The sequence below is a fragment of the Burkholderia sp. Tr-20355 genome, assembly GCF_017104685.1.
In the GTDB taxonomy this organism is placed as follows: Bacteria; Pseudomonadota; Gammaproteobacteria; order Burkholderiales; family Burkholderiaceae; genus Burkholderia; species Burkholderia seminalis.
In genome coordinates, this window is sequence record NZ_JAAGPK010000077.1 from 24,945 (window position 1) to 38,671 (window position 13,727).

Genomic DNA, 13,727 nt, shown 5'->3' on the forward strand with positions numbered 1-13,727 from the left:
GAAAACACCCTCAACAAAATCTCCGGAATGTGCATAGAATGCACATGATTGATTTCAATGGGATTTTTACGTGACAACCTACACGAACGTGCGCGGACTGGCGCGCGGCCTCCAGGTGCTGCGGACGCTGAATGCGATGGAAGACGGGCGTGCAACGAGCCAGCAGATCGCCGATCTGACCGGCCTGCATCGCACCACGGTGCGCCGCCTGCTCGAAACCTTGATGGAGGAAGGATTCGTGCGCCGCAGCACGTCCGACGACAGTTTCCGCCTGACGCTCGCCGTACGTTCCTTGAGCGAGGGCTTCACCGATACCGAGCGCATCGCCACCGTGGCGCCGCCGATCATGGGGCAGCTCCTGCAGCGCGTCGCGTGGCCATCCGATCTGACCACACCCGACGGCGACGCAATGATCATCCGCGAGACGACACATCGCTTCAGCCGGCTGTCGTTTCATCGCTCGATGGTCGGGCGGCGTTTGCCTATCTTGCTGACCGCGGCTGGCCGGGCCTACTTCGCGATGTGCCCCGACGAGGAGCGCGAGGATATTCTGGAACTGTTGCGCTCCGGTGCCGGCGGTGAAGAGCAACAGGCGTTCGCGAAAAACGATGCGCTCGTGCGCAAGCTGATCCGACGGGTGCGCGAGGACGGTTTCGGATCGAATCACGGCGACTGGACCGCGCAGGCGAAAATCGGTGCGGTGGCGGTCGCGATCAGCGCGGACGAACGCGTGATCGCCAGCCTCAATGTCGTCTTCCTGTCACGCGCCGTCAGTCTCCAGGATGCCACTCGCCGCTATGTGCCCGAGCTGCAAAAAGCAGCAGCGGATATTGCCGAAGCATTGCGACAGGAACCCGCGGCTCGTTCCCGCGCATCAACGTAGTCTCCCAGACAGGCTGAATGGCATGAACGGACGCGCGAATGACGATGTGCCGACCGCGACGGGCGGCCGAGCATGGCTGACAATCGACGCTCTCCCCCGCGCACCCGAATGAGCTTGGAAGAACCCGTTTTTTCATCGAGACCATGAGAATCCATCACTTCGTTCCCTTGCTGGCGCTCGCCGCCGTACCCACCGCCCACGCCGCCGACAGCCAACCTTGCAGCGACGCTGCCGTCACGGCCGTCGCCCGTTGGGCCGGCATCGCGAGCGCACGCATCGCGACGCGCGACGCGAACCGGCTCGTCGTCGCGTCCGCGTGCAAGGTCATGCCGAACGCGCCGGGCACGACGATCGCGGCCGTCGCGTTCGATTCGCTGCCCAAAAGCAAGAATCCGGACGAAAGCGACAAGCTGCAGGTCGTCGCGCTCGTCGAGGGCGACAAGGTCGTCGCGGCCGACAAGTCGGTGGTTCAGGAGGATGCGGCGACCGAGATCGGCGAGAACAGCTATCGCATCGATACGGCGCCGTACCGCCTGTCGCCCGAGGTCCGCGCATTTGGCGTCGTGTTCACGAGCAGCGCGCGCGGGCCGAGCTGTCCGGATGCGGACGCCAGCGAAGAATTGACGCTGTGGGTGCGCGAAGGCAACCGCATCCGCCCGGTGTTCGGCACCAATCTCTACGGCTGGGTCAGCGTCGAAGGTGCGGCGTGCGGTGCCGGCATGGGTGACGCGATCAGCGAGGATGCCCACATGACGATCGCCGTCGAAAAGACCGCCAGCCACGGCTTCGCAGACCTGTCGATCACCGCACGCATCACGAAGAGCCAACGCAAGGACAACGAATACGCCGAGACGGGCAAGCGCACCGCACGCACGATCGTCCGCTACGACGGCAAGTCATACGGCATCGACATGTTCCGAAACTTCTGGTATCCGCCCGCCGCGATGCAGCGCTTCAAGTAACGGCGCGTCAGCCCGCGCCCGCCTACTCCGCCACCTTCGGCCCGATCCCGTCGCCCGACGCGGGCATCCGCAGCGCATCGTCCCGCACACGTCGCGCCTCGCGTGCCGTATAGCGATCCTTCAACCGCAGGAACGGTTTCTCGACGAGGAAGTAGCTGGCCGTCGCGGCCAGCAGCGCCCACACGATGCCGAGCGGAAACGCATGCACGACCGGCAGATCGGGATTCGCGAACGGCTGCTGCCACAGATACAGACTGAACGAGATCGTGCCGATGAACACGACCGGCCGCGCGCGCAGCCAGCGCGCGCACCAGAACTCGCCGCGGAAATTCAGCACGACGATCACGATCGCGATCAACGCGGCTTCGAGCGTCACGCCGTAAGTCGCGTTCCAGAAGCCGCCGAGCCGGTGTTCGGCGAGCGGCATGCCGAGCAGCACGACGATGACGATCGCCGTCACGATGCGCGCCTCGCCTCGCCACGCGCCGATCCACGCTTCGAGCCGTTCCCGGTTGAGCGACGCATAACACCCGATCAGGATCGGATCGACGCCGGTGTGAAGCATCATCCCGAGTTGCCCGCGCAGCGCCGGTGCAACGAAATACGTGACGGCGCGCACCAGCGGCACGATCAGGATCAACGCGGCCAGCCAGCGCGTGCCGGCACGGCGCATGCCGAACCCGAACAGCAGCGGCCAGAACCAGTAGAACTGCTCTTCGAGCGCGAGCGACCAGAAATGACCGAGATACCACGCGCCGTCCGGATGCAGCGCGTTGTCGCCGGTCAGCCCGAACCACGCCGAGTAATTCCACAGATGCAGCGCCGCATACAGCCACTGCCGGCGATCGACGTCGAACCAGCCGGCGAACGCGACGACCGCAACGGCCGCGAGATAGACGTAGCAGGCCGGCCAGATCCGCAGCGCGCGACGCACGTAGAACGACGTCAACGCAATGCCGCCGGTGCGCGCGAACTCGGCGCGCAGCACGTTGGTGATCAGGAAACCGCTCAGGACGAAGAAGATCAGGACCCCGAGCCGGCCGTCGGCAATCAGCCGCAACGGCGCATACCAGCCCGTGTAGCCGCCCGGCAGCACATGTTCGGCGTGCCCGACCACCACCATCGCGACCGCGACGGCGCGCAACCCGGTCAACTGCGTGACGCGATGGTTCATCGGCTCGTTTCCGTTGGCACGGGTTAGAAACAGGAGATGACCGGCGCGCCGACTGGCATGCCGATATGCCGCCGGGATTTTGTATGAAAAATATCGGAATGAAATTGCTTCAAAAATCGCCGCGCCGCCAGCTGCGGCCGCACACGTCCGAACGAGCCGGCGCCCGGCGTGGCGAATGGGCATAATGACAAGCCTTGCCCGGCGACGACCGGACCGATGCCCACGCAACGTTTTTGCGGCGCAGCAACATCCGAAGTACCGCCCCCGCACGGATACCGGCCCGCACTCGTCCGCCTCCAGTCGACCCTCATCCGGAGCCTGCCTGTGTACCCACCGATCGAACCCTACGCCCACGGCCACCTCGACACCGGCGACGGCCATCGCATCTACTGGGAGCGCTGCGGCAACCCGGCCGGCAAGCCCGCCGTGTTCCTGCACGGCGGCCCCGGCGCCGGCTGCAGCCCCGACCATCGCCGCCTGTTCGACCCCGAGCGCTACGACATCCTGCTGTTCGACCAGCGCGGCTGCGGGCGCTCGACGCCGCATGCGAGCCTCGAGAACAACACGACGTGGCATCTGGTCGCCGATATCGAACGCCTGCGCGAGATGGTCGGCGCCGAGCAATGGCTCGTGTTCGGCGGTTCCTGGGGCAGCGCGCTGGCGATCGCGTACGCGGAAACGCACCCCGAACGCGTGAGCGCGCTGATCGTGCGCGGCATCTTCACGATGCGGCGCGCGGAACTGCTGTGGTACTACCAGGAAGGCGCGTCGTGGCTGTTCCCGGATCTGTGGGAGGACTTCGTTGCGCCGATTCCGGAAGCCGAGCGCGGTGACCTGATGGCCGCCTACCATCGCCGGCTGACCGGCGACGACGAAGCCGCGAAGCTCGAGGCGGCTCGCGCATGGAGCATCTGGGAAGGCCGCACGATCACGCTGCTGCCCGATCCGGCGCTCGCCGCGCACTTCGCGGACGGCCACTACGCGCTCGCGTTCGCGCGAATCGAAAACCACTACTTCGTGAACGAGGGCTTCGTCGAGGAAGGTCAGTTGCTGCGCGACGCGCATCGCCTCGCCGGCATTCCGGGCGTGATCGTGCAGGGCCGCTACGACGTCGCGACGCCAGCACGCACCGCATGGGAACTGTCGAAGGCGTGGCCGGAGGCGACGTTCGAGATCGTGCCCGGCGCCGGGCACGCCTACAACGAGCCGGGGATCCTCGAAGCGTTGATCGCGGCGACGGACCGGTTCGCCGCGTAGTCCATAGGGTGCAACGCATCGCAGTGCGTGCTGCGATGCCTGCCGGCACACCTAGGCGCCGCCGCGATCAAAGCGCGGCTTCGACGATCGTCCTGCCGCTGATCGCGCGCTCGACAAGCTGCTCGTCGCCGACCTTGCGAATTGCGTCGTCGAGCAGCCCCTCCGGTTCTTCGGTCGCCACCTTCAGCAGGCCCGACAGGCCGCGCGCGTCGAGCACCACCAGCGTCTCCATCGAATCCGCGCGGCTCACGAGCACGCGGCGGAATGCCGGGCCCGCGCCGAAGCTCGCGCAGAGCGAGATCGTCTCGCCGCCGAGCGTGTAGTCGAAGTGCTTGATCATGGTCTGCCGCCGTTGCAAGGAAATGGCGACGCGCGACGGCGCGGCGCCGTGACGTCGACGCACCCGCGCGTGCCGCCGGCGCGCCGGACCGGGATCCGGACCGTCCGCCAGCATCACCATCCTAGGCGTGCAGTATTAACGAAGACTTAAACGGGAAACCGCCCGCACGGGTGGCCGGCGTTACGGTGCATCGAGCGGCTCGACCGTCACGCCCACCTTCAGCTCCTGATCCGCACCGCCGCCGCGGATCACGCCGCGCAGCGGCGTGACGTCCGCATAGTCGCGACCGACCGACAGCATCACGTAGTCGTCGCCCGGCGCGCGGTCGTTGGTCGGATCGAGCTGCAGCCAGCCGTTGTCCTCGGGCCATGCCGGGTCGTACACCTCGACCCACGCATGCGACGCATCGGCACCGATCAGCCGCGGTTGCCCGGGCGGCGGCTGCGTGAGCAGGTAGCCGCTGACGTAACGCGCGGCCAGCCCGAGCGAGCGCAGCGCGCCGATCATCACGTGCGCGAAATCCTGGCAGACGCCCTTGCGCAACCGCAGCGCATCGAGCGCCGACGTCGTGATGTCGGTGCTGTTCGGTGTATAGGCGAAATCGGCGTGCACGCGCCGCATCAGGTCCCAGGCGGCCTGCACGAGCGGCCGTTGCGGCGTGAAGCTCGCGGCCGCATAAGCGGCGAGCTCGGGATCGCAGGCGACGTGCGGCGACGCGAACAGGAATTCGCTCGCCGCGTCGTAAGGCTGCCCCGCACGAAACCGCAAGCGGTCGCGCACGGCTTCCCATTCGGTCGCCTGCCTTGCGTCGGGATGCGCGATCGCGGGCGGCGGCTCGCCGCGGGCGCCAAGCGACCATACGGGCGGCGTCACGCGCACCGTGCTGCGGCTGCGCACGAGCAGCGCGTCGTGCGGCTGGTTCAGTGCAAACGACGCGCGCGCGTTGCCGAACGCGTCGATCTCCGTGCAGACCGATTCCGGCACGGGCTCGATGTCGAGCGAGAACGACAGCACCTGCTGGCGCGGCGTCACGAGCGGTTGCAGGCGTGCCTGGTGCTGCGCGGATTCGACGCGCGCCGCGTAACGGTATTCGGTGTCGTGCGTGACACGCAGCAACCGGCCGGGCGCCATGGCGGCCGGCGCGGCTGCCGGTCGTGTCTTGCCTGCACCGGACGGCGCCTTCACCGCGCCTTTCGTCGTCACCATAGCGTCCTGCCCGCCTCGCGCACGTGGCTGAAGTAGCGTTCGCCGATGCGGTTCGACAGTTCCCAGACCGCCTTCACGGTCGTGTCGAGCGCATCGAGCAGCTTGTCGTGCCGGCCGCCGTCAACGGTTTCGCACAGTTCGTGCAGCGACCACGCGGGCACGTCCGGAATCGTCTCGGCCAGCTCGGACAGCGCATAGCCTTCGCTGCGCTCGACCTTCGTCAGCCGGCCGCGCAGCGCCTGCACGACCCAGCCGAGCGAACGCGGATTGTCGGTGTCGAGCACGACGAGCGACAGCAGCGGCGCGACGTCGAAGCCGCGCTGGAAACGCGAGCGGAACGTGATCGTGCTGTCGAACAGCTCCAGCACGAGTTCGAAACCGTCCTGCCGGTGCACGACACCCTCCTCGAAGGCGAACTTCAGCACGCTGCACAGGAAGTCCAGCCGGTCGATCTGCCGGCCGATCGACAGCAGGCGCCAGCCGTCGTCGCGCGTCATGTTGTCGGTCTGCGCACCGGTGATCGCGCCGAGCAGCAGGCCGAGGCGCTCCAGCAGCTGCAGCGCCTCGTTACCGATCTGCTCCTCGGCCTCCGGCTGCCCGGCGCTGTCCGCGAACAGTTGCGTCGCGTCGTCGATCAACCGCCACTGATCGCTGGACAGCCGTTCGCGGATCGCGGCGGCGGCGCCGCGCATCCCGAACAGGCACGACGCGATGCCCGACGTGCGATCGGCACCGCGCGTCAGCGACGTCGCAAGCGCGTGCTGGAACGCGCGCGGCGCGTCGACGGCATTCGGCGCGTCGGCCGCGATCAGGCCCGTGTCGCGGCACAACGTATCGATCAGTTCCAGATGCGCGGGGCTGTCGACGTCGTCTTCGCCGCGCAGCCTTTCGAGCGCGGCGCGCGCGAGGCGCATCAGGTTGGTCGCGCGTTCGGTGTAACGGCCGAGCCAGAACAGGTTCTCGGCCGCACGGCTCGCGATCGCGCGCGGTCGCTCGACGAGGTCGTCGGGGCCGAGGTGCGTTTGCAGCAGCGTCGTCGAATCGACGATGCCCTCGGTCATCACCCAGGTATCGACGGTGCTGCCGCCGTGCGGCATCGGCGCATTGAACAGCGTGTCGCGCGTGCCGACCCGCGACAGCCCGCCGGGCAGGAGCCGCCAGCGCTGCGCGCCGTCGGCGAGCGCGAACACGCGCAGCAGCAGCGGCTTCGGCACGATGCGTGCGCTGCCGTTGCCCTCGGGCGTGTCGGGTCGCGGCCAGGTCGGCGCCTGCGACAGCGGCAGGTCGGCCTGCACCGTGTAGTGTTCGGGCCGCGCGAGGATCCGGGTGCGCCATGCGGCCAGCTGCGCCTGCGTGAGCCGTGCGCCGATCACCGGCTCGAACGCGCCGCCGGCCTGCACCTCGGGTGGATAGGAGGCCTTCACGATGCCGCGCGCAAGCTGCGGCAGCGCATCGTCGCAGGCAGCCGCCTCGCCGCACCACCACGAATGCACGGCCGGCAGCGTCAACGTTTCGCCGAGCAGCGCTTCGGCGAGGCGCGGCATGAAGCCGAGCATCGCCGGCGATTCGAGGAAGCCCGAGCCCGGTGCGTTCGCGAGCAGCACGTTGCCCGCGCGCACGGCCTGCAGCAGCCCCGGCACGCCGAGCATCGAATCGGGCCGCAATTCGAGCGGATCGAGCCACGCGTCGTCGACGCGCCGCAGGATGCCGTGCACCGGTTCGAGCCCGCGCAGCGTCTTCAGGAAGACGCGGTTGTCGCGCGCGGTCAGGTCGCCGCCTTCGACGAGCGTGAGGCCGAGATAGCGTGCGAGATACGCATGTTCGAAATACGTCGCGCTGTGCGGCCCTGGCGTCAGCAGCACGATCCGCGAGTTCTTGCGGGCCGGGCTGAGCGACTGCATGCTCTGCAGCAGCGCGCGATAGGCGGACGCGAGGCGCTGCACGCGCAGCCCGCGAAACCCGCGCGGAAAGAGCCGCGACACGATCAGGCGGTTTTCGAGCAGGTAGCCGAGCCCGGCCGCGCCCTGCGTATGCTGCGCGACGATCCGCCACTGCCCGTCCGGGCCGCGCGCGAGATCGAACGCGACGACGTGCAGCCAGGTATCGCCCGGCACGCGCGCGCCGCGCATCGCGCGCAGGTAGCCGGGGTGGCCGGTGACGAGCGCGGGCGGCAGCAGCCCGCGCTGCAGGATGGTCTGCGGCCCGTACAGGTCGGCCAGCGTCGCGTTGAGCAGCCGCACGCGCTGCAGCACGCCGCGCTCGATCGCGACCCAGTCGTCGGGCGTGACGATCATCGGCAGCAGGTCGAGCGACCACGGGCCGGCCGCGCCGTCGCCGGCGCGCTGCTCGTGCAGCTGGTAGAACAGGCCGTTCTCGCGCATGCTCCGGTGCAGCGCATCGGCGCGGCGATCGAGATCGGCCACGCCGTCGCTGCCGATCGACGTAAAGAAGCTGCGCCACGCGGGCGCGAGCGCAGGCGCGATCAGGCCGGCCGCGCTGCCGCGCAGTTCGTCGTAGCGGCCGGCGGCCGCCGGCGCCGCGAGCGCGGCGGCCAGTTCGGCGGCGTCCGGCTGCGCGCCGGTATCGAAAAGCGTGGGCATCGCGTCGAGGGCGGCGAGATGGTCGGTATCAATGGGCGGCACGATGTCGTTCCGTCGTCAGGGTGCGGCCGCGCACGCGCGCCGCCATCGGGGCGGCAAGCCACGGCGCGCGGCCGCAATCTGCCCGCATCCTAGCATTCCGGCGAGGCCGCCGGGAGATCGCGAGCCGCGCATCGTCGTCCGCCCCGTCGTTACTGGATCACGGCCGCCGCAAGTCGAGCGTGAACGGGAATTCGCGGCTCGGCGCGGCAGCCGCGACATCCATCCGCCCCGGCGTATGCCCCATCTCGACGAAGCGTGCGAGCCGGCGGCTCTCGGCTTCGTATGCATTGACCGGGAACGTCGCGTAGTTGCGCCCGCCCGGATGCGCGACGTGATAACGACAGCCGCCGAGCGAGCGCTGCAGCCACGTATCGACGATGTCGAACGTGAGCGGCGCATGCACGCCGATGGTCGGATGCAGCGCGGACGGCGGCGACCACGCCTTGTAGCGCACGCCCGCGATATACTCGCCGACGGTGCCGGTCGGCTGCAGCGGCAGCGCGCGGCCGTTGACGGTCACGACGTGCCGGTTGTCGTTCAGCCCCGTCACGCGCACCTCGAGCCGTTCGACCGACGAATCGACGTAACGGACCGTGCCGCCGGGCGCGCCCTCCTCGCCCATCACGTGCCACGGTTCCAGTGCGCCGCGCAACGACAGCTGCATGCCGTTCACCGCGATCTGGCCGAACAGCGGGAAGCGGAATTCGAAGTGCGGTGCGAACCACGCCGGATCGAACGCAAAACCGGCCTCGCGCAGTTCGGCCAGCACATCGTCGAAATCCATCTGAAGAAACTCGGGCAGCATGAAGCGGTCGTGCAGCGCGGTGCCCCAGCGCGTGAGCGGCGTCGTGTACGGCGCGGCCCAGAAACGCGCGACCAGGGCGCGCAGCAACAGTTGCTGCACGATGCTCATCCGTGCGTGCGGCGGCATCTCGAACGCGCGCAGCTCGAGCAGGCCGAGCCGGCCGGTCGACGAATCGGGCGAATACAGCTTGTCGATGCAGAACTCGCTGCGGTGCGTGTTGCCCGTCACGTCGATCAGCAGGTTGCGCAGCACGCGGTCGACGAGCCACGGCGGCATGTCCTGCCCGAACAGCAGCTTGTTGCGCTGGATCTCGGCGAACGCGATGTCGAGTTCGTACAGCTGGTCGTTGCGCGCCTCGTCGACGCGCGGTGCCTGGCTCGTCGGCCCGATGAACAGCCCCGAGAACAGGTACGACAGCGACGGATGGTTGTGCCAGTACGCGATCAGGCTCGCGAGCAGGTCCGGGCGGCGCAGGAACGGGCTGTCGGCCGGCGTCGCACCGCCGAGCACGAAGTGGTTGCCGCCGCCCGTGCCGACGTGACGGCCGTCGACCATGAATTTCTCGCTGCACAGCCGCGACTGCCACGCGGCGTCGTACAGGAATTCCGTGTGGTCGACGAGTTCGTCGAAGCTCGCGGCCGGATGGATGTTCACCTCGATCACGCCGGGATCGGGCGTCACCTGCAGCAGCTTCAGCCGCGCATCGCGCGGCGGCGGATAGCCTTCGAGCACGAGCTTCACGCCGAGCGCGTGCGCGGTCAGCTCGATCGCGCCGAGCAGGTCGAGATAATCCTCGAGCGCGGCGAGCGGCGGCATGAACAGGTACAGGATGCCGTTGCGCACCTCGGCGCACAGCGCGGTGCGCGTGATCCACGCGGCCGATTCGAAGCGCTCGGGCCGGCGCTGCGGATCGTGCGCTGACGCGCGCCCGCCCGCGGCCGTGCCGTCGTCACGCCACTGCATGACCGTCTGCGCAGGCGCTTCGCGATGCACGCCGGACAGGTAGCGCGGCGCGTCGGCCGGGCCCGCGTAGCGCGCACGGATCGCGGCGGCGTCCGGCAGCGCGCTGCGCGGCGCGAACGGATCGCGTTCGACCAGGTACGGATGGTCGGCGCGCGAGGCCCACGGCAGCGAATCGAGCGGCAGTCGATAGCCCATCGGCGAATCGCCCGGCACGAGATACATCCGCTCGTCGCGGAAGAACCACGGGCCCGTCTGCCAGCGCGGCCCGTCGAGACCCGGTGCATCGTCCGTGCGCTTGACCGGCAGCACGTAGCCGACCACGCTGTCGAGCTGCTGGTCGAACACCTTGCGCAGCCGCGCGCGCTCGAGCTCGTCGTCGAGTCGCGAGTCGAACGGATCGACGTTGACGGGCAGCCGGCGCTCGCGCCACAGGTAGTACCAGACATCCTCGTAGCCGGGCTGGATGAATTCGTCGGTCAGGTTCAGCCGCGCGGCGAGCGCATCGATGAAGCGCTTCGCATCGTCGGTCGTGTACGCGGACGGCTCGCGCTCGTCGGCGAACAGCGACGGATCGTGCCACACGGGCTGGCCGTCCGCGCGCCAGAAGATCGACAATGCCCAGCGCGGCAGCTGCTCGCCCGGATACCACTTGCCCTGCCCGAAATGCAGGAAACCGCCGTCGCCGTACTCGGCGCGCAGCCGCTGCACGAGTTCGGTCGCGTAGCCGCGCTTGGTCGGGCCGAGCGCATCGGTGTTCCACTCGGCGCCGTCGCGATCGTCGATCGACACGAAGGTCGGCTCGCCGCCCTGCGTGAGCCGCACGTCGCCGGCCGCCAGCGCGCCGTCGACCTGCGTGCCGAGCGCCAGCACGGCGTCCCACTGCGATTCCGTATACGGTTTCGTCACGCGCGGCGATTCGTACACGCGCGTCACGGTCATCTCGTGCTCGAACGACACCTCGCACTCGTCGATCAGCCCTTCGACCGGCGCGGCGCTCGTCGGCTGCGGCGTGCAGGCGAGCGGAATATGCCCTTCGCCCGCGAGCAGGCCCGACGTCGGGTCGAAGCCGATCCAGCCGGCGCCCGGGAGGTACACCTCGCACCACGCGTGCAGGTCGGTGAAGTCCACCGACGTGCCGCTCGGGCCATCGAGCGACTTCACGTCGGGCGTGAGCTGGATCAGGTAGCCCGACACGAAACGCGCGGCGATGCCGAGATGACGGCACAGCTGCACGAGCAGCCACGCGCTGTCGCGGCACGAGCCGGACGCGAGCTCGAGCGTCTGCTCGGGCGTCTGCACGCCGGGCTCCATCCGCACGAGATAGCCGATGTCGTGCTGAAGCTGCTGGTTCAGCGCGACGAGGAAGTTCACGGTGCCGGCCGGCGTGCGATCGACGCCGTCGAGATACGTGCGGAACAACGGCGACGCGCTCGTCTGCGGATCGCACACGAGATACGGCGCGAGCTCGGTCTTCAGCGCATCGTCATAGCTGAACGGGTATTGCTCGGCGCTCGCTTCGAGGAAGAAGTCGAACGGGTTGTACACCGACATCTCGGCGACGAGATCGATCGTGATCTCGAAGTGCTCGGTGCGCTCCGGAAACACGAGCCGCGCGAGATAGTTCGAGAACGGGTCCTGCTGCCAGTTGATGAAGTGCTGCGCGGGCTCGACCGTCATCGAGTACGCAAGGATCGGCGTCCGGCAATGCGGCGCGGGCCGCAGCCGCACGACCTGCGGGCCGAGGTTGACGAGCCGGTCGTAGCGATAGCGGGTGGTGTGATGCAGCGCGACGTGGATGGACATGGGAACTCGGTTCGGGTTGGGCCGGCCGCGCGCGCCGCGTCGCACTCGACGCGGCGGCCCGGCATGGCGGATTCGGCGAAAGCGTGCGCGGGGTCAGACGAGCTCGGGCGACTGCACGACGCTGATCTCGACGCCGACGGCCGTCGCACCGAGCCCCGTCACCGGCTGCGCGTCGCGATAATCGAGGCCGACCGCGATGCGCACGTAGCGCTCGTCCGGGCAGCGGTTCATGAACGGATCGAACCCGACCCAGCCGAGCCCTTCCACGTACGCCTCGGCCCATGCATGGCCGGCCGGCTGCTGCATCAGCGCGGCGGCCTGCGGCTGCGCGCCGAGCGCCGGTTGCGGCAGCCCTTGCGATTGCGCGGCATGCGATGCGCCGAGCATCTGCTGCATGCCCTCGCCGCTCTGCAGCGCGAGCGCTTCCTCCTCCTCGACGTCGCCCGCGTTCTGCTTCGCATCGGCGATGCGCTGCATCGCGCTGTCGGCGAGCACGTAGCCCGAGATGTAGCGCGCGGGAATCTTCAGCACGCGCGCGGCCGCGATGAACGCATGCGCATGGTCGCGGCTCGTGCCCTCGCCGCTTTGCAGCGCGGTTTCCGCGTCGACGGGCACGTCGGCGGCCAGGTTCGGCGCATACGCGATGCGGTCGTGCACTTCCGTCATCAGCCAGTGCAATGCGTCGAGGCCGTGCGGCTCGATCGGCAGCGCTTCCGTGAGTTCGCGCACGGTATCGCCCGCCTTCGTGAGCGCGGTCTCGCGCTCGAAGATCCACGGCGGCGCATAGCCCTCCGGATTCCCGAGAATGCCCGCGCGGTCCTGCGTCTCGACGACGCCGGCCGCGACGACGACGATCTCGGCCTTCGCGCCGCGGTCGTGACGCACGAGGTCGATCCGGTTGCCGAGCCCGTCGGCGTAAGACAGCGACGGCTCGACGCCGTCGATCGTGACCTGCCACGCGCGCACCGTCTGCCCGGGGCCCGACTGCGGGCGCAGCCGCAGCCGTTGCAGCGCATGGGTGGCTTGATCGTCGAACTGATAACGCGAAATGTGTCGAATGGCGAGTCGCATGGCAAGTCTCAGTCGAAGTTGTAAGCCTGGGCGATTTCGAGCCCAAGGCTGTTGTTGCGGCCGATGAAGTCGGTCAGGAACTCGTGCAGCCCGCTCTTGAAGATCCGCTCGACCGAGGTATCGGACAGCATTTGCAGGATCTTCGTGGCCGTGTCGTGACACGGGTGTGTCACGCCGTAATCCTTTGCAAGCAGGTTCAGGCTCGACACGACGCGCCCGTAGCAATAACGCAGCGAACGCGGCATGCGGCCGTTCAGGATAAGGTAGTCGGCGATGTTCATCGGCTTGTACTGCACGTCGTACACCCAGCGGTACGAACGGTGCGCGGCGACGCAGCGCAGGATCGTCTCCCACTGGTAGTTGTCGAGGATCGTGCCGACGTGCGATACCGACGGCAGCAGCAGGTGGTACTTCACGTCGATGATCCGCGCGGTGTTGTCCGCGCGCTCGATGAATGCGCCGATCTGCGCGAAATCGAAGATCTCGTTGCGCAACATCGTGCTGTAGAAGCTGCCGAGGATCAGCGCGGTTTCGCGCTTCACTTCGTCGAGCACGGCCGGCAGCTCGCTCTCCGGCACCGGCTGCGCCAGCGCGCGGCGCAGCGCGAGCCACGCGCCGTTC

The 13,727-nt window shown here is 68.5% G+C and carries 10 protein-coding genes; 3 read left to right on the top strand and 7 right to left on the bottom strand.

Features of this window, described 5'->3' with window-relative positions; genetic code table 11:
• The first annotated feature begins 70 nt into the window (after positions 1-70).
• Together G3N62_RS20150 and G3N62_RS20155 are read left to right on the top strand one after the other, a co-directional pair.
• Positions 71-883: a DNA-binding transcriptional regulator gene (locus G3N62_RS20150; RefSeq protein ID WP_124608443.1), complete on the top strand. Its 813-nt coding sequence runs from the start codon at positions 71-73 to the stop codon at positions 881-883.
• Between the two features lie 143 nt (positions 884-1,026).
• Positions 1,027-1,845 carry a hypothetical protein gene (locus G3N62_RS20155; RefSeq protein WP_034191639.1) on the top strand — a complete coding sequence of 273 codons (819 nt, stop codon included), beginning with the start codon at positions 1,027-1,029 and terminating at the stop codon, positions 1,843-1,845.
• A gap of 22 nt (positions 1,846-1,867) precedes the next feature.
• On the opposite strand, the gene G3N62_RS20160 is transcribed toward G3N62_RS20155, so the two are convergent.
• The gene (locus G3N62_RS20160) at positions 1,868-3,019 is read right to left on the bottom strand and encodes an acyltransferase (protein ID WP_049032984.1); all 1,152 of its coding nucleotides are present in this window, start codon (positions 3,017-3,019) and stop codon (positions 1,868-1,870) included.
• A gap of 324 nt (positions 3,020-3,343) precedes the next feature.
• On the opposite strand from G3N62_RS20160, the gene pip reads away from it, so the two are divergent.
• Positions 3,344-4,276 carry a prolyl aminopeptidase gene (gene pip / locus G3N62_RS20165; RefSeq protein ID WP_124669410.1) on the top strand — a complete coding sequence of 311 codons (933 nt, stop codon included), beginning with the start codon at positions 3,344-3,346 and terminating at the stop codon, positions 4,274-4,276.
• Between the two features lie 67 nt (positions 4,277-4,343).
• On the opposite strand, the gene G3N62_RS20170 is transcribed toward pip, so the two are convergent.
• From G3N62_RS20170 to G3N62_RS20195, 6 genes are all read right to left on the bottom strand, one after another.
• Complete coding sequence (locus G3N62_RS20170) at positions 4,344-4,616, bottom strand: hypothetical protein (RefSeq protein WP_059556695.1); 273 nt, start codon at positions 4,614-4,616, stop codon at positions 4,344-4,346.
• Positions 4,617-4,796: 180 nt separating this feature from the next.
• Positions 4,797-5,822, bottom strand: a complete 1,026-nt coding sequence (locus G3N62_RS20175) for a transglutaminase family protein (protein ID WP_049032981.1) — start codon at positions 5,820-5,822, stop codon at positions 4,797-4,799.
• On the bottom strand, positions 5,816-8,422 hold the full coding sequence (locus G3N62_RS20180; RefSeq protein ID WP_241013154.1) for a circularly permuted type 2 ATP-grasp protein: 2,607 nt from the start codon (positions 8,420-8,422) through the stop codon (positions 5,816-5,818). Before G3N62_RS20180 ends, G3N62_RS20175 begins: the two co-directional genes overlap by 7 nt.
• A 199-nt stretch (positions 8,423-8,621) precedes the next feature.
• Positions 8,622-12,035 carry a transglutaminase family protein gene (locus tag G3N62_RS20185; protein ID WP_124669412.1) on the bottom strand — a complete coding sequence of 1,138 codons (3,414 nt, stop codon included), beginning with the start codon at positions 12,033-12,035 and terminating at the stop codon, positions 8,622-8,624.
• Positions 12,036-12,128: 93 nt separating this feature from the next.
• Positions 12,129-13,106, bottom strand: coding sequence for a transglutaminase family protein (locus tag G3N62_RS20190; RefSeq protein WP_034191645.1), 978 nt, complete (start codon positions 13,104-13,106; stop codon positions 12,129-12,131).
• Between the two features lie 8 nt (positions 13,107-13,114).
• Positions 13,115-13,727, bottom strand: a 613-nt coding sequence (locus tag G3N62_RS20195; RefSeq protein WP_206141286.1) for an alpha-E domain-containing protein, incomplete at its 5' end; no start/stop codon positions are given.